This is a genomic window from Pseudomonas sp. S49 (assembly GCF_009866785.1).
Classification (GTDB): Bacteria; Pseudomonadota; Gammaproteobacteria; order Pseudomonadales; family Pseudomonadaceae; genus Aquipseudomonas.
In genome coordinates, this window is record NZ_CP019432.1 from 1,209,285 (window position 1) to 1,224,631 (window position 15,347).

General features: G+C 59.3%; 15 protein-coding genes. 10 read left to right on the forward strand and 5 right to left on the reverse strand.

Annotated features, from left to right (window positions below):
- The first annotated feature begins 3 nt into the window (after positions 1–3).
- The 6 genes from PspS49_RS05170 (at position 4) to PspS49_RS05195 (ending at position 5,286) form a co-directional block, all read left to right on the forward strand.
- The gene (locus PspS49_RS05170) at positions 4–1,128 is read left to right on the forward strand and encodes a polysaccharide deacetylase family protein (protein WP_160038394.1); all 1,125 of its coding nucleotides are present in this window, start codon (positions 4–6) and stop codon (positions 1,126–1,128) included.
- A 337-nt stretch (positions 1,129–1,465) separates the two neighbouring features.
- Positions 1,466–2,860: a PhoH family protein gene (locus tag PspS49_RS05175; RefSeq protein WP_016985016.1), complete on the forward strand. Its 1,395-nt coding sequence runs from the start codon at positions 1,466–1,468 to the stop codon at positions 2,858–2,860.
- Positions 2,861–3,098: 238 nt separating this feature from the next.
- The gene (gene moaC / locus PspS49_RS05180) at positions 3,099–3,572 is read left to right on the forward strand and encodes a cyclic pyranopterin monophosphate synthase MoaC (RefSeq protein ID WP_016985015.1); all 474 of its coding nucleotides are present in this window, start codon (positions 3,099–3,101) and stop codon (positions 3,570–3,572) included.
- Positions 3,569–3,811: a MoaD/ThiS family protein gene (locus PspS49_RS05185; RefSeq protein WP_127925915.1), complete on the forward strand. Its 243-nt coding sequence runs from the start codon at positions 3,569–3,571 to the stop codon at positions 3,809–3,811. Before moaC ends, PspS49_RS05185 begins: the two co-directional genes overlap by 4 nt.
- Positions 3,812–3,814: 3 nt before the next feature.
- Complete coding sequence (gene moaE / locus PspS49_RS05190; RefSeq protein WP_016771590.1) at positions 3,815–4,267, forward strand: molybdopterin synthase catalytic subunit MoaE; 453 nt, start codon at positions 3,815–3,817, stop codon at positions 4,265–4,267.
- A 242-nt stretch (positions 4,268–4,509) separates the two neighbouring features.
- Positions 4,510–5,286, forward strand: a complete 777-nt coding sequence (locus tag PspS49_RS05195; RefSeq protein ID WP_160038396.1) for an ABC transporter substrate-binding protein — start codon at positions 4,510–4,512, stop codon at positions 5,284–5,286.
- Positions 5,287–5,386: 100 nt separating this feature from the next.
- On the opposite strand, the gene PspS49_RS05200 is transcribed toward PspS49_RS05195, so the two are convergent.
- The 5 genes from PspS49_RS05200 to PspS49_RS05220 form a co-directional block, all read right to left on the reverse strand.
- Positions 5,387–6,013 carry a PAS domain-containing protein gene (locus PspS49_RS05200; RefSeq protein ID WP_127925916.1) on the reverse strand — a complete coding sequence of 209 codons (627 nt, stop codon included), beginning with the start codon at positions 6,011–6,013 and terminating at the stop codon, positions 5,387–5,389.
- A 93-nt stretch (positions 6,014–6,106) separates the two neighbouring features.
- Complete coding sequence (locus PspS49_RS05205) at positions 6,107–7,234, reverse strand: FAD-binding oxidoreductase (protein WP_160038398.1); 1,128 nt, start codon at positions 7,232–7,234, stop codon at positions 6,107–6,109.
- A gap of 148 nt (positions 7,235–7,382) precedes the next feature.
- Positions 7,383–8,327 carry an ornithine cyclodeaminase family protein gene (locus PspS49_RS05210; RefSeq protein WP_160038400.1) on the reverse strand — a complete coding sequence of 315 codons (945 nt, stop codon included), beginning with the start codon at positions 8,325–8,327 and terminating at the stop codon, positions 7,383–7,385.
- Positions 8,328–8,464: 137 nt separating this feature from the next.
- Positions 8,465–9,943 carry an ATP-dependent RNA helicase RhlB gene (rhlB, locus tag PspS49_RS05215; RefSeq protein ID WP_160038402.1) on the reverse strand — a complete coding sequence of 493 codons (1,479 nt, stop codon included), beginning with the start codon at positions 9,941–9,943 and terminating at the stop codon, positions 8,465–8,467.
- A gap of 97 nt (positions 9,944–10,040) precedes the next feature.
- Positions 10,041–10,697: an alpha/beta fold hydrolase gene (locus PspS49_RS05220; protein ID WP_127925920.1), complete on the reverse strand. Its 657-nt coding sequence runs from the start codon at positions 10,695–10,697 to the stop codon at positions 10,041–10,043.
- A gap of 468 nt (positions 10,698–11,165) precedes the next feature.
- Here PspS49_RS05220 and PspS49_RS05225 point away from each other — a divergent pair, with 468 nt between their 5' ends.
- From PspS49_RS05225 to PspS49_RS05240, 4 genes are all read left to right on the forward strand, one after another.
- Positions 11,166–12,197 (forward strand): amino acid ABC transporter substrate-binding protein, encoded by a 1,032-nt coding sequence (locus PspS49_RS05225; protein ID WP_127925921.1) that lies wholly within the window; start codon positions 11,166–11,168, stop codon positions 12,195–12,197.
- 66 nt (positions 12,198–12,263) lie between these two features.
- Positions 12,264–13,445, forward strand: coding sequence for an amino acid ABC transporter permease (locus PspS49_RS05230; RefSeq protein ID WP_150749501.1), 1,182 nt, complete (start codon positions 12,264–12,266; stop codon positions 13,443–13,445).
- A 10-nt stretch (positions 13,446–13,455) separates the two neighbouring features.
- Positions 13,456–14,550, forward strand: coding sequence for an amino acid ABC transporter permease (locus tag PspS49_RS05235; protein WP_007949911.1), 1,095 nt, complete (start codon positions 13,456–13,458; stop codon positions 14,548–14,550).
- 11 nt (positions 14,551–14,561) lie between these two features.
- Complete coding sequence (locus tag PspS49_RS05240; protein ID WP_038357653.1) at positions 14,562–15,326, forward strand: amino acid ABC transporter ATP-binding protein; 765 nt, start codon at positions 14,562–14,564, stop codon at positions 15,324–15,326.
- Positions 15,327–15,347 lie beyond the last annotated feature (21 nt).

Genomic DNA, 15,347 nt, shown 5'->3' on the forward strand with positions numbered 1-15,347 from the left:
CTTTTGCGCATTGTTCTTTTATTCACCGCGTGGCTGTTGAGCTTCGGTGCCGTGGCGGCGCCGGGCGATGTGGCGACGCTGGATCGCAGCACCTGGCCAGAGCAGCTCAGCAACCCGACGCTGTTTGATGTGGCGTCCCGGGCGGAAATCCTCATGTTCGCCCGTGGCCTGCTGGGCACCGAATCGATGGACGAAGCCGCGTTGGCTCAGCGGCTGGGCTTGCGCACGATCAACATCGACGCGGTCAACAGCCTGCGCCAGCGCCTCTGGCAGCGCCTGTTGGCCAACTACAACTACGCCCAGCAAAGCTGCGATCAGGACGCCTCATTCTGTTTCCTCGTCGAAGACCTGCCGACCTTGCGTGAGCAAGCGGCCAAGTTCGTGGTCAGCGACGACAGCTATTACACCAAGTGGGCCGAGCCGAGCCGGATCTTCCATTTGCAGTATCTGGACGAACTGATGCGCAAGGCGGCGCTGTCACCGCAGACCAGCAGCGAAATCGATCGTTTCGGCGACTACGAGCGTAACGGCGACGAGATGCATGACCGGCTGTTTTTGCTGACCTTCGACAGCGCCGCCAACCTGCAACCGGACAACACTGACTGGCTCACCGAATACCTGCGCAAGTCCAACCTGAGCGGTACCTTCTTCGTGTTGGGCAAGGATATTCAGGCGCGGTTGGCTGATCGTTCGGTGAGCAGCCTGCAAGCCGGTTTCTCGAGACAGTGCGTCGGCGTGCAGGGTTGGGAGTTCCGTTCCCACAGCCACTGGCAGGACTGGCAGGATTCGGTGCGACGCAGTGCTGATCTGGTGAAAAACAAATTGCCGGAAAACTACGTGCCGCTGTTCCGTCCGCCGGAAGGGCAGCGTCGCAGCGATGCGCAGGGTTTCTTCAACACCCAGGGCCTGCAAGTGGCGTTGTGGGACATCGATGCCCAGGACAGCGCCGGCAAACTCAAGGGCGCAGCGAGCGCGCAGCGGGTACTGACCCTGATGCTGTTGTGGCGGCACGGGGTGATCAATTTCAACATGAAACAAGAGGCGGTGAAGACCTCGTTGCCGTGGTTGATCACGCAAACCGCGCAGAGCGGCATCGGTTGGGAAGACTGTCAGGACGCGTTTCGCTGAGAAACGAAAAAAGCCCGGAAACATTGGGCTTGGGGCGATTTTTTTGCAGGATTCGATGCAGGCGGACTTCCGACTTTAGCGGGGTCTGGGCAGTCCGCCAAGGGCTTTTCGTCACTCTGCAAAATAAACTTAAAAAAACCGTCAAAGTACTTTTTTATGTCATGGGTTTTGGAGTATTACGAAGACAGACCGCCGAAACCTGCAACACAGGTGGCGTCTTCCAAGACCCGTTTGTTTGCAGTCACTTGAATCTCCGCAGGTGAGATTTCGGCAGTCACTTCGAGGCGCAGCACCGTCAAGGTATTGCGTCTACTGGCTCTGACAAAGGTGACCGAGTATGGATGATCACGGACGTAGCCCTTCCTCCAACCAGCCAATCCTGTATGTACTCGATACCAACGTATTGATTCACGATCCAAACGCCCTGCTGAATTTCGAAGAACACCACGTCGCGATCCCGATGACCGTGCTTGAAGAGCTGGACAAGCTCAAGAGCGGGCATCACAGCGTGGCCGCTGAGTGCCGTCAGGCCATCCGGCTGATCGACAAGACCCTGGGCGATGCGTCCCCGGAAGATGTCGAACTGGGTGTGCCGATCCAGCGCGGCAAGGGCGGGCCGAAGGGCTTGCTGTCAATTCTGATGAGCAAGCAGGCCGAATCTAACCTGATTCTGCCCGAGCATCTGAACGACAACAAAATCATCAACCAACTGATCGACCTGCACACCCGCGACCCGAAAAAACCGGTGGTGCTGGTCACCAAAGACATCAACATGCGCCTCAAGGCGCGCGCCTGCGGCATTGATGCCGAGGATTACAGCACCGACCAACTGGTCGATGACGTGTCCCTGCTGCCCAACGGCTACCACAACATGACCGGCTCTTTCTGGGACCGCGTGAGCAAGGTCGACACCCGTCAGGACCACGGCCGCACCTGGCATCAAGTGCAACTGATCGACAACCTGCCGGCGGTGCACATCAACGAGTTCATCATTGACGAACAGGGCTTTGTCGGCTGGATCAAGGAGATTGACGAGGCCAAGCTGCTGATCCTCGACCTGCACCAGGAACCGCTGCTGCATCAAGAGGCTTGGGGGCTCAAGCCGCGCGACATCTACCAGAGCCTGGCGCTGTACGCGCTGCTCGATCCGGACATTCATCTGGTCAATCTGTCGGGTGCTGCCGGTTCCGGTAAAACCATTCTGGCACTGGCCGCTGCGATCGAGCAGACCATGGTCAGCAAGCGTTATCGCCGCATCATCGCCACCCGTAGCGTGCAGGGTCTGGATCAGGAGATCGGTTTCCTGCCCGGCACCGAAGCGGAAAAAATGGAGCCTTGGCTGGGCGCCATCACCGACAACCTCGAAGCCTTGCACATGGATGACGAAAACACCCATGGCAGCGTCGATTACATCCTCAGCAAAGTGCCGTTGCAGTTCAAATCGCTCAACTACATTCGCGGGCGCAGCTTCCAGCAGAGCCTGATCCTGATCGACGAATGCCAGAACCTCACGCCGCACCAGATGAAAACCATCATCACCCGTGCCGGCGCCGGTTCCAAAGTGGTGTGCCTGGGCAACCTCGCACAGATCGACACCCCTTACCTGTCCGCGACCAGCTCCGGGCTGACGTATCTGACCGAACGCTTCAAGGATTTCCCCAACGGTGTGCACATCACCCTGCAAGGGGTGCCTCGCTCGATTCTGGCTGAATACGCCGAAACCCATTTGTAACCTTTCACCCAGAACCGGGCGGCCCAACAGCCGCCCGGTTTTTTATGCCCAACACAAATCAAATGTAGGAGTGAGCCTGCTCGCGATAGCGGTGTGTCGGCCAACATTGGTGTTGAATGTCACACCGCTATCGCGAGCAGGCTCACTCCTACAGGGGATTTGCGGGGTGACGGTAATCTCACTCGCAGAAATTTGACCCGCAGGTTTACAATCCACGCTCCTGATCAGGAGTAATCCCGTGCTGACTCATCTCGATTCCCAAGGTCGCGCCAACATGGTCGACGTCACCGAAAAAGCCGTGACGTTCCGTGAAGCGACGGCCCAAGCGCTGGTGCGCATGCTCCCCGAAACGCTGCAGATGATCGTCAGCGGCGGCCATCCCAAGGGCGATGTGTTCGCCGTGGCGCGCATTGCCGGCATTCAGGCGGCGAAGAAAACCAGTGATCTGATTCCCCTGTGCCATCCGCTGATGCTTACCGGCGTCAAAGTCGAGCTGAGTGCGGATGGCGAAGACACCGTGCGCATCGTCGCCCGTTGCAAACTGTCCGGGCAGACCGGCGTCGAGATGGAAGCGCTGACCGCTGCCAGCGTCGCCGCGCTGACCATTTACGACATGTGCAAAGCTGTCGATCGCGGCATGACCATTGAAAGCGTGCGCCTGCTGGAGAAGGTCGGCGGCAAGAGCGGGCACTTTCAGGCGGAGCAGCCATGAACCTGACCGTGAAGTTTTTTGCCCGTTACCGTGAAGCGCTGGGCGTGGATTCGGTGAAGGTTGAAGGTGATTTCGCTACTGTTGACGACGTGCGAGCGTTGCTGGTGCAGCGTGATGGCGCTGATGTGCTGAGCGAGCAGAATCTGATGTGCGCACGCAACGAAGACCTCTGCCAGCTCGACGAGCCAGTGGTCGATGGCGACGAAGTGGCGTTTTTTCCCACCGTGACCGGAGGCTGAGCCATGGCGATTCGCGTGCAGGCCACGCCGTTCGACCCGGGCGCTGAAGTCAACGCGATGCACGCGGCCAATGTCGGCGTCGGCGCGGTGGTGAGTTTTGTCGGCTATGTGCGCGACTTCAATGATGGCCTGGATGTGGCGGGGATGTTCCTCGAGCACTATCCGGGCATGACTGAAAAAGCCCTCGGCAAGATCGCTGTCGAAGCCGAGCAGCGCTGGCCGCTGCTGAAACTGGAAGTGCTGCACCGCATCGGCGCGCTGGAACCGGGCGAACCGATCGTCTTCGTCGGCGCCGCCAGCGCCCATCGCCAGGCCGCGTTCGATGCCTGCGCCTTCGTCATGGACTACCTGAAAACCCGTGCACCGTTCTGGAAGAAAGAGAACACCAGCGACGGGCCGCGTTGGGTTGAGGGGCGGGACAGTGATCACGCGGCTGCGGATCGCTGGAAGAAATAAACCCTGAGTCGCCCTCTAGTCCGCCATCGCGAGCAGGCTCACTCCTACAATTGGAATGCGTTCCCCCTGTAGGAGTGAGCCTGCTCGCGATGACGTCATCTGCAACACCAAAAACCTCTGTCTTTGCCTGATTGACTGCCTATACATATAAGTCCAATATGGATTTATAAGTACAAAAAAAGTATCTCCCTCCGTTTCAGCTCTTTCTTGCCAAACCAACAACAACCCGCGAGAGAACGAACATGAAGAAACTCCCCCTCATCACCGGTCTTGCCCTAAGCCTGTTGGCCTCCGCCAGTGTGTTGGCCGCCGAACAAACCCTGCGCATCGGCATTGAAGCCGCTTATCCGCCGTTCGCCTCGAAAACCGACAAGGGCGAAATCGTCGGTTTCGACTACGACATCGGTAATGCCCTGTGCGCGCAAATGAAGGTCAAGTGCGTGTGGGTCGAAGGTGAGTTCGACGGTCTGATTCCTTCGCTGAAAGTGAAGAAAATCGACATGGCGCTGTCCTCGATGACCATCAACGAAGACCGCAAGAAGTCGGTGGATTTCAGCCACAAGTACTACTTCACTTCGTCGCGGCTGGTGATGAAAGAAGGCGCCAGCGTTGACGATCAATACGCCAGCCTGAAGGGCAAGAACGTCGGCGTGCAGCGCGCGACCACCACTGATCGTTACGCCACCGAGGTGTTCGAGCCGAAGGGCATCAACGTCAAGCGCTACAGCAACAACGAAGAGATCTACATGGATTTGGCGGCAGGGCGGCTGGATGCGATTTTTGCCGACACCATTCCGTTGAATGACTTTTTATCGATGCCGCGTGGCAAGGGTTATGCGTTCGTCGGGCCTGAGTTGAAGGATCCGAAGTACGTGGGCGAGGGGGCGGGGATTGCAGTGCGCAAGGGTAATGCCGAATTGGTCAGCCAGTTGAATGGTGCCATTGATGGCATTCGCGCGAGTGGCGAATATCAGAAGATTTCCGAGAAGTATTTCAAGTCCGACATTTACGGCGACTGATAGTCCGCTATCGCGAGCAGGCTCACTCCTACATTTGGAATGCGCTCCCCTGTAGGAGTGAGCCTGCTCGCGATGGCGTCAGAGAAATCACCGCAAACCTTTAGCCCTTCATTTCCTTCAAATGCTTGTACACCGTCGCCCGCCCCATGTTCAGCACATTGGCCACATAGTTCGAGGCGCTCTTGCCCTTGAACGCGCCTTCGGCGTGCAGTGCCAGCACCAGTTCACGCTTGTGATCGCGGGTCAGCAGATTCAGGCTCAGCTGCCGTTCGCGCAGCCAGGCGTGGAGGAAGGTGTTGATGCGCTCCTGCCAGTCATCGCGAAACAGTGAGTCCGGTTGCGGGATCAGTTTGCTCGGTGAGAGGAACAGGTCCAGCGCCGCCTTGGCATTTTCGAACAGCGAAATATTCAAGTTGATGCACAGCACCGCCAGCGGCAGGCCTTCGTTGTCGCGCAGGACGCTGCTCAGGCTACGGATCTTCTGGCCGTCCCAATTGAGCTTTTCGTACGGACCGATATTACGGTCGCTGACATCCTCGCTGAGCATGTCTTCCAGCGATGAGTCGTCACCGATCTCGCGTTTGGACAGGTTGTTGGCGATGTAATCGACCTTCTGCGTGCGCAGGTCGTGCAGCACCACTTCGGCGTGCGGAAAGAACAGTGTGGCGATGGCATCGGCGATGGCGCGGAAGTTATCCAGCGCCGGGTCGAACTCAGGGGCGGTCATGACAGTGGAGCTCCAGGCAGCGTCAACGCCCCCGTGATCAGGAGGCGCTGCGAGTGTGCCGCAATCCGTTGGGCGCGTCATCCGGATGGACGATCAGGCGAGGCGGGCAGGGGAGAGCATGGCGCTGCTCAGGCCGAAGTCACGCAAGTGCTCGGGCAAAGGCTCGCCGCGCACCAATGCCGCACTGGCCTGGCCCATGGCTGGCGAAGTCTGGATGCCATAACCACCTTGCGCCGCGACCCAGAACAGCCCCGGCACCTGCGGATCGAAACCGCTGAGCAGATCACCGTCGCCGACGAAACTGCGCAGCCCGGCCCACGTGCGGGTCGGGCGGCGGATGGTCAGCGTCGTGGCTTCTTCGATCTGGTAGATGCCCATGGCGATGTCCAGCTCTTCCGGCTGCACGTCGTGGGGCTCGACCGGGTCGGCGTTGGCGGGCGAGCCGAGGAACATGCCGGCGTCAGGCTTCATATAGAAGGATTCGTCGAGGCTGACCAGCATCGGCCAATGATGAATGTCGACGCCTTCGGGGCCGGCGAAAATGAACGCGGCGCGGCGTTTCGGTTGCAAGCCCAGCGGCTTGGCACCGGCCAGTGCGCCGACCTTGTCGGCCCAGGCGCCAGCGGCGTTGATGATCATCGGTGCGCTGAAAGTCTGGCCGTTGGTTTGCACGTGCCAGAGGCCGTCGGCGTCGCGGCTCAGGCCGAGCACTTCGCAATCGGTATGCACTTCACCGTTATTGCGACGGATGCCGCGCAGGTAGCCCTGATGCAAGGCGTCGGTGTCGATGTCGCTGGCACTTGGATCGTAGATCGCACCGTGGACTTTTTCCCGACGCAGGATCGGCAGTCGCGCACAGGCTTCGTCGGCGCTGAGCAATTGCATTTCCGGCACGGTGGCTTTGGCGCTGAGGTATTGGTTGTTCAGTTCGGCGGCGTCACCGGTGAAATCGACGGTCATTTCGCCGCGCGGGGTCAGCAGTGGGTGTTCGCAGAAACCGCTGGGCGGGTTGTCGAAAAACGCCCGGCTGGCCTGGGTCAGCGCGCGTACTTGTGGTGTGCCATAGGCTGCGGTGAACAGCGCGGCGGAGCGTCCGGTGGAGTGATAGGCCGGGTGCGATTCACGTTCCAGCACGAGGACTTTGCCGTGCGGCGACAGCCAGAAACCGGTGGAAGCGCCGGCAATTCCGCCGCCGATGATGATGAAATCTGCCTGGCTCATGAGGTTCTCCAGTGGGTACGCAATATCCAATAGTTCGCTATCCCCTGTAGGAGTGAGCCTGCTCGCGATAGCGGTGTATCAGGCAACAATAATGCTGAATGTAAGACCGCTATCGCGAGCAGGCTCACTCCTACAGGGATATGTGGTGTTAGTGGGTTAAGTGATAAATCGCATTGGCGAGGGCGATGTCTTCCAGGCCCAAGCCGATTGAACGGAAGAACACGTGACGATCGTAATCGGGGCGCTGGACTTTCTCGCTGAGCAAGTCGGCGAGGTCGCCGACAATCGAATCCTTGCTCCAGCCATGCTGCTCAGCCGCAATCAGCATCTCACCGGCCGACCCCGGCGTGGTCAGACGATAGTCGCAGAACACCTGCATGCCGTTGAGGCTCTGCGGCGGCACTTCGTGGGCGCGTGGGGCATTGGTGCTGATCGAGGTGATCAGCGCCGGTTTGCTCAATGCGGCAGGATCGATCACCGGTCCGGCGGACGAAGTGCAGAGCATGATCACATCGGCCTCGGCGATGGCCGCATCACGGCTTTCAGCGATCGTCAGCTCAGGCGTGATGGCTTTCAACAGTGCCTGGGTTTGCGCGTCGGCGGACAGGCTTGGCGAATACAGGCTGATGCTCTGCCAGTCGCGCAGCGACTTCACGTAGTGCAGATGCGCCTGGGCAACCTTGCCGCTGCCAATGATCGCCAGTCGCGAGGCATTCAGCGGCGCTAGGGCGTCGACAGCCACGGCGGTGGTCGCGGCGGTGCGCGCGGTGGTCAGTTCACCGGCATCGCAGAGCAGCAGCGGGTGGCCGGTTTTCATCGACATCAGCAGTGTCCACGCCGTCACCAACGGGCCTTGCTCGCGAACGATATACGGAGAAGTCTTCACACCGTACACGCCGTCCTCTGCCAGCACCCCCAGATAGTTGATGAAGTCGCCGGCACCCTGCGGGAATTCCACCAGTTGCTGCGCCGGCTGCACGGCGTTCCCGGCAGCCAGGTCTCGGAACAGCTTGCGCAGGATCTGCGGCACATCAATGCGCGCCAGTAACTCGCGGGCCTGGGCTTGGTCGATCACGTGGGGCGTACTGGACATGTCAGGCTCCGAAAATGGAAATCTAAACTCATTTGTCCATTATGGACTTTTGGTTTTGTCGGGCAAGCACCTGATGAAAATCCGCACGAAAAAAAAGCGCAGTCCGTTGCCGGCTGCGCTTTTCTTTTAAACGTCGTTTACTGCGGACGCTTGCGCTCAACCGCACGCAACAGATGCGTCGGCGGCGTTTCACAGCTGATCTTGCGACCGAGCTTTTCTTCGATGGACGGCAACTGGTAGGAGTCGTCCTCACCGGCGAAGCTGATCGATACGCCATCGGCGCCAGCACGACCGGTCCGGCCGATGCGGTGCACGTAGTCGTCCGGGACTTCCGGCAGGGTGAAGTTGATCACGTGGCTGATGCCGTCGATGTGGATGCCGCGACCGGCCACATCAGTGGCGACCAGTACGCGAATCTTGCCTTCGCGGAAACCTTCCAAGGTCTTGATGCGCTTGTGCTGCGGCACGTCGCCGGACAACTGCGCCGCATTCACACCGTCGCGCACCAGACGCTCTTCGATACGGCGGACCTCGTCCTTGCGGTTGGCGAAGACCATCACCCGCTCCCAGCCATTATCGTTGACCAGGTTGTAGAGCAATTTGTACTTGTCGGCACCGGCCACGGCGTAGATGTGTTGCTCGACGTTTTCGCTGGCGACGTTGGTGACTTCGATTTCGACGATGGACGGATCGGTCGTCCATTGCTTTGCGAGGTTCATCACGTCTTCGGTGAAGGTCGCGGAGAACAGCAGGGTCTGGCGCTCGGACTTCGGCGGGGTCTGGCGAATGATCTGCCGTACTTGCGGGATGAAGCCCATGTCGAGCATGCGGTCGGCTTCGTCCAGCACCATCACTTCGACCATGTCCAGGTGCACGTCGCCGCGTTGGTTGAAGTCGAGCAGACGGCCCGGGGTGGCAACGAGGATGTCGCAATGGCGCGCTTCGAGGTGCTTGAGTTGCTTGTCGAAGTCCATGCCGCCAACAAACGTCATGACGTTGAGGCCGGTGTACTTGGTCAGGTCGGCGGCGTCCTTGGCGATCTGCACAACCAGCTCACGGGTCGGCGCGATGATCAGCGCACGGGGTTCACCCATGTAGCGTTCTTTCGGCGGCGGAGTTTGCAGCAACTGGGTGATGATCGAAATCAGAAACGCGGCGGTTTTACCGGTGCCGGTCTGCGCGCGGCCAATGGCGTCTTTGCCGGCGAGGGTGAAGCCCAGCACCTGCGCCTGGATCGGCGTGCAATACGGGAAGCCCAGATCCTGGATGGCGTGCATCAGTTCTGGAGACAGCTTGAAATCGTGGAAGCGGGTTTTGCCTTCCTGTGGCTCGACGACAAAGTCTTCGAGTTTCCACGCAATGACCGGCGCCTTGGGCTTCGGTTCGCGGCGTGGCTTGACCGGTTTCGGCGCTTCGCTGCGGGCAGGTTCGGCGGCGACGGGTGCGGCCGGTGCAGGTTTGGGTGGCTGCTTCGGTGCCGCTACGGGAGCGGGGCGGTCGGCCTGTGGGGCATCGGTGCGATGACCGGGGGCGTGCGACGGCGCACTGGGAACTGGCGCGAGCTGCTCAGCCTCGCTTTTACCGAACATCTTCTTGAGTGCTTTGAGCACGGTCATCTCATCAATTGGTTAAGGAATGTACGCCGGCCAGTGTAATGCAAGAAACGGGCGCGGCGTAGGGGGAGGGATCAAAGGGCGATTTTAATCTCGCCGCTTAGCGCAGGCGCTCGCTCAACCAGACACCGATGTCGCGAATTTCCTCGGGTAACACTTCGTGCTCCATTGGGTATTCCTGCCATGTCACGGTGACACCATGCTTCACCAAATGCTCGTAGGCACTGCGGCCCATCGAGTTTTGCACCACGCCATCGAACTGGCCGTGCAGGCACAGCGCAGGAATCCGCTGTTGACTGGCTAAAAGCTCCATCTCGTCACTGAAGGTCGGCGCATACGTCGACAACGCCAGCACGCCACCCAACGGCCCCTGCCATTTCACAAATGCGGTGTGCAATACGACCGCGCCACCCTGGGAAAACCCGGCGAGGAAAATCCGCGAAGCGTCTATTCCGCTGGCGCGCTGGTTTTCGATCAATTCGATGATGCGATCCGCCGACGCTTCCAGCTGGTCACGGTCAATCGCCCGCGCCGGACTCATGGCTTTAATGTCGTACCAGCTCGGCATGGCATATCCGCCATTTATCGTCACTGGAAGTGTGGGCGCCTGCGGCAGCACGAAGCGCGTGCTCAGCAGGCTTTCCTGCAGCGCCTCGGCCACCGGCAGAAAGTCGTAGCGATCGGCGCCGAGGCCGTGCAGCCAGATCACGCAGGCATCTGCGGGCTTAACAGGCTGAAGAATCAAGGGCTCGGTCATGTCTGCTCCAAAAATGTGCGGGCGCTCTCATTAAGTGCGTGGTTCGAGTGCGCGTCCGGTTGATCCGTTAAGAAGATGTCGCAAGGTTACAAGTTTTGCTATTGACCTGTCGCCGAATCGATTCCGCGACAGGTGTGGTACGGGCTTTGCTATGGAAGGTTCTGTACGAAGCATCCTACGCGTGGCGGTAACACTATCAGTGTACGACCCGCGACGGGATGGCAAAGAATCCGGTGATGGATGTTCGCCAATGGCCGCTACGGGCGCAGCGAACGTGAAAGGGCTACAGCCCGTTCGGCCGATTGGTGAGAAGTGAGTTGTCCATGATGTGGATTTTCTCCTACTAGACTCATAGCGAAGGTCTTACGTCGGTTGACCCCAAAAAAAGCCAACACGGGTCAACAACGCCTCAAAAGGGTGCGACTGGACTCAAGCTCCGACACAACAAGAGCAAAACTGGAGGTTTGAATGAAGATGTTGAAATCCACTCTGGCGATCGTGACTGCAGCAACAGTTCTCGGCGTCAGCGGGTTCGCTCAGGCGGGTGCAACCCTGGATGGCGTGAAGAAGAAAGGTTTCGTGCAGTGTGGCGTGAGCGACGGTCTGCCGGGCTTCTCGGTACCGGACGCGACCGGCAAGATCCTCGGGATCGACGCTGACGTCTGCCGCGCTGTGGCCGCTGCCGTCTTCGGCGATGCGACCAAAGTCAAATTCAGTCAGTTGAACGCCAAAGAGCGCTTCACCGCGCTGCAATCGGGCGAGATCGACATCCTGTCGCGCAACACCACCATGACCAGTTCCCGTGACGCGGGCATGGGCCTGAAATTCCCGGGCTTCATTACCTACTACGACGGCATCGGCTTCCTGGTAAACAACAAGCTGGGCGTGAAAAGTGCCAAAGAGCTGGACGGTGCAACCATCTGCATCCAGGCCGGTACCACCACCGAGCTGAACGTTTCCGACTACTTCCGTGGCAACGGTCTGAAATACACCCCGATCACTTTCGACACCTCCGATGAAAGCGCCAAGTCGCTGGAATCCGGTCGTTGCGACGTGCTGACCTCCGACAAGTCCCAGCTGTTCGCCCAGCGCAGCAAGCTGGCTTCGCCGAAGGACTACGTGGTTCTGCCGGAAACCATTTCCAAAGAACCGCTGGGCCCGGTCGTACGTAATGGCGACGACGAGTGGCTGGCCATCGTCCGTTGGGTAGGCTACGCGCTGCTCAACACCGAAGAAGCCGGTATCACTTCGAAGAACGTCGAAGCGGAAGCCAAGTCGACCAAGAACCCGGACGTCGCCCGTATGCTCGGCGCTGACGGCGAGTACGGCAAAGACCTGAAGCTGCCGAAAGACTGGGTGGTGCAGATCGTCAAACAAGTCGGCAACTACGGCGAAATCTTCGAGAAAAACCTCGGCAAGAGCACTCCGCTGGAAATCGACCGCGGCTTGAACGCCCTGTGGAACAACGGCGGCATTCAGTACGCACCACCAGTGCGCTAATGGTTCTATCGCCCGGCGGGCCAACCGCCGGGTGATGTTCTTGTTCCATTTTTTCCGGGGCACTTCATGCAAAATTCAATCGGCGCACCAAAGCAGAGGCTCAGCCTCAGCGATCCACGAGTGCGTGCGTGGCTATTCCAGATCATCACCGTTGTGGCGGTGGTCTCGCTGGGCTGGTACTTGTTCGACAACACGCAAACCAACCTTCAGCACCGGGGCATTACCTCCGGTTTCGGCTTTCTGGAGCGCAGTGCCGGGTTCGGCATCGCTCAACACCTGATCGACTACACGGAAGCGGACAGCTATGCCCGTGTGTTTGTCATCGGTCTGCTCAACACCCTGTTGGTGACTGTGATTGGCGTAGTTCTGGCGACGATCCTCGGTTTCATCATCGGTGTAGCGCGGCTGTCGCAGAACTGGATCATCAGCAAACTGGCGACCGTGTATGTGGAAGTGTTCCGCAACATTCCGCCGCTGCTGCAAATCCTGTTCTGGTACTTCGCGGTATTCCTGACCATGCCGGGGCCGCGCAACAGCCACAACTTCGGCGACACCTTTTTCGTCAGCAGCCGTGGCCTGAACATGCCGGCCGCATTGGCTGCGGACGGGTTCTGGGCGTTCGTGATCAGCATCGTGGTCGCCATCGTCGGTATCGTGCTGATGACGCGCTGGGCCAACAAGCGCTTTGAAGAAACCGGCGTGCCGTTTCACAAGTTCTGGGTCGGCCTGGCGATTCTGCTGGTGATCCCGGCCTTGTGCGCATTGATCTTCGGCGCACCGCTGCACTGGGAAATGCCCGAGCTCAAAGGCTTCAACTTTGTTGGCGGCTGGGTGCTGATCCCGGAACTGCTTGCCTTGACCCTGGCCCTGACCGTGTACACCGCGGCGTTCATCGCCGAGATCGTGCGTTCGGGGATCAAGTCGGTCAGCCATGGCCAGACTGAGGCGGCGCGTTCCCTCGGCCTGCGCAACGGCCCGACCCTGCGCAAGGTGATCATTCCGCAGGCCCTGCGCGTGATCATTCCGCCGCTGACCAGCCAATACCTCAACCTGGCGAAGAACTCCTCGCTGGCAGCCGGTATCGGTTACCCGGAAATGGTTTCGCTGTTCGCCGGCACCGTGCTTAACCAGACCGGTCAGGCGATCGAAGTGATTGCCATCACCATGAGCGTGTACCTGGCGATCAGTATCAGCATTTCCCTGCTGATGAACTGGTACAACAAGCGCATTGCGCTGATCGAGCGGTAAGGAAAAGCGCATGAGTACTCATACTTTCAAACCCGACATGCCCCCACCGAACAGCAGCATCGGCGTGGTGGCGTGGATGCGCGCGAACATGTTCTCCAGCTGGCTCAACACCCTGCTGACGCTGTTTGCGTTTTACCTGATCTACCTGGTGGTGCCACCGATCCTCAGTTGGGCGATTGTCGATGCCAACTGGGTCGGCACCACCCGCGCCGACTGCACCAAGGAGGGCGCCTGCTGGGTGTTCATTCAGCAGCGTTTCGGCCAGTTCATGTACGGCTATTACCCGACGGAACTGCGCTGGCGCGTCGACCTGACCGTGTGGCTGGCGGTGATCGGCGCGGCGCCATTGTTCATCTCGCGTGTGCCGCGTAAAGCGATCTACGGGCTGAGCTTCCTGGTGTTGTACCCGATCATTGCTTTCACCCTGCTGCACGGCGGTTTCGGTCTGACCCCGGTGGCGACCAGCCAGTGGGGCGGCCTGATGCTGACTCTGGTGATCGCCACAGTCGGTATTGCCGGTGCGTTGCCGCTGGGGATTGTGCTGGCGCTGGGTCGACGCTCGAACATGCCGGCGATTCGTGTGGTCTGCGTGACCTTCATCGAATTCTGGCGCGGCGTGCCGTTGATCACGGTGCTGTTCATGTCTTCGGTGATGCTGCCGCTGTTCCTGCCGGAAGGCATGAACTTCGACAAGCTGCTGCGGGCACTGATCGGCGTGATCCTGTTCCAGTCGGCCTATGTCGCCGAAGTGGTGCGCGGCGGTCTGCAAGCGATTCCCAAAGGTCAGTACGAAGCGGCTGCGGCGATGGGCCTCGGTTACTGGCGCTCGATGGGCCTGGTGATTCTGCCGCAAGCCCTGAAGCTGGTGATTCCCGGCATCGTCAACACCTTCATTGCGCTGTTCAAGGACACCAGTCTGGTGATCATCATCGGCCTCTTTGACCTGCTCAACAGCGTCAAGCAAGCCGCTGCCGATCCGAAATGGCTGGGCATGGCCACCGAAGGCTACGTGTTCGCCGCCCTGGTGTTCTGGATTTTCTGTTTTGGTATGTCGCGCTATTCCATGCATCTGGAACGCAAGCTCGACACTGGCCACAAGCGTTAGGAGTTGTGTAAATGAGTGAAGCAATCAAAAAGCCTGCAGGTCCTGAAGGCATTATTCAGATGCAGGGCGTCAACAAGTGGTACGGCCAGTTCCACGTGCTCAAAGACATCAACCTCAACGTCAAACAGGGCGAGCGTATCGTCCTGTGCGGGCCGTCGGGTTCCGGCAAGTCGACCACGATTCGTTGCCTCAATCGTCTGGAAGAACACCAGCAGGGCCGCATCGTCGTCGACGGCGTGGAACTGACCAACGACCTCAAGCAGATCGAAGCGATCCGCCGCGAAGTCGGCATGGTGTTCCAGCACTTCAACCTGTTCCCGCACCTGACCATTTTGCAGAACTGCACCCTGGCACCGATGTGGGTACGCAAGATGCCCAAGCGCAAGGCCGAGGAAATCGCCATGCATTACCTGGAACGCGTACGCATTCCAGAGCAGGCGCATAAATTCCCGGGGCAATTGTCCGGCGGTCAGCAACAGCGTGTGGCAATCGCCCGTGCCCTGTGCATGAAGCCGAAAATCATGCTGTTCGATGAACCGACTTCAGCGCTCGATCCGGAGATGGTGAAGGAAGTGCTCGACACCATGATCGGTCTGGCTGAAGACGGCATGACCATGCTTTGCGTGACTCACGAAATGGGCTTTGCCCGGACTGTGGCGAACCGTGTGATCTTCATGGACAAGGGTGAGATCGTTGAACAGGCGGCGCCGAATGACTTCTTCGATAACCCGCAGAATGAGCGGACGAAGTTGTTCTTGAGTCAGATTTTGCATTGATGGTTTGTGTGTAAATCAAAC

What these genes read in the sequence shown, in the direction of transcription:
- PspS49_RS05225 (WP_127925921.1), top strand. Translation starts at nt 11,166, where the DNA reads ATGAAGATGTTGAAATCCACTCTGGCGATCGTGACTGCAGCAACAGTT.
- PspS49_RS05235 (WP_007949911.1), top strand. Translation starts at nt 13,456, where the DNA reads ATGAGTACTCATACTTTCAAACCCGACATGCCCCCACCGAACAGCAGC.
- PspS49_RS05210 (WP_160038400.1), bottom strand. Translation starts at nt 8,327, where the DNA reads ATGTCCAGTACGCCCCACGTGATCGACCAAGCCCAGGCCCGCGAGTTA.
- PspS49_RS05205 (WP_160038398.1), bottom strand. Translation starts at nt 7,234, where the DNA reads ATGAGCCAGGCAGATTTCATCATCATCGGCGGCGGAATTGCCGGCGCT.
- PspS49_RS05195 (WP_160038396.1), top strand. Translation starts at nt 4,510, where the DNA reads ATGAAGAAACTCCCCCTCATCACCGGTCTTGCCCTAAGCCTGTTGGCC.
- PspS49_RS05185 (WP_127925915.1), top strand. Translation starts at nt 3,569, where the DNA reads ATGAACCTGACCGTGAAGTTTTTTGCCCGTTACCGTGAAGCGCTGGGC.
- PspS49_RS05200 (WP_127925916.1), bottom strand. Translation starts at nt 6,013, where the DNA reads ATGACCGCCCCTGAGTTCGACCCGGCGCTGGATAACTTCCGCGCCATC.
- rhlB (WP_160038402.1), bottom strand. Translation starts at nt 9,943, where the DNA reads ATGACCGTGCTCAAAGCACTCAAGAAGATGTTCGGTAAAAGCGAGGCT.
- PspS49_RS05220 (WP_127925920.1), bottom strand. Translation starts at nt 10,697, where the DNA reads ATGACCGAGCCCTTGATTCTTCAGCCTGTTAAGCCCGCAGATGCCTGC.
- moaE (WP_016771590.1), top strand. Translation starts at nt 3,815, where the DNA reads ATGGCGATTCGCGTGCAGGCCACGCCGTTCGACCCGGGCGCTGAAGTC.
- PspS49_RS05175 (WP_016985016.1), top strand. Translation starts at nt 1,466, where the DNA reads ATGGATGATCACGGACGTAGCCCTTCCTCCAACCAGCCAATCCTGTAT.
- PspS49_RS05240 (WP_038357653.1), top strand. Translation starts at nt 14,562, where the DNA reads ATGAGTGAAGCAATCAAAAAGCCTGCAGGTCCTGAAGGCATTATTCAG.
- PspS49_RS05230 (WP_150749501.1), top strand. Translation starts at nt 12,264, where the DNA reads ATGCAAAATTCAATCGGCGCACCAAAGCAGAGGCTCAGCCTCAGCGAT.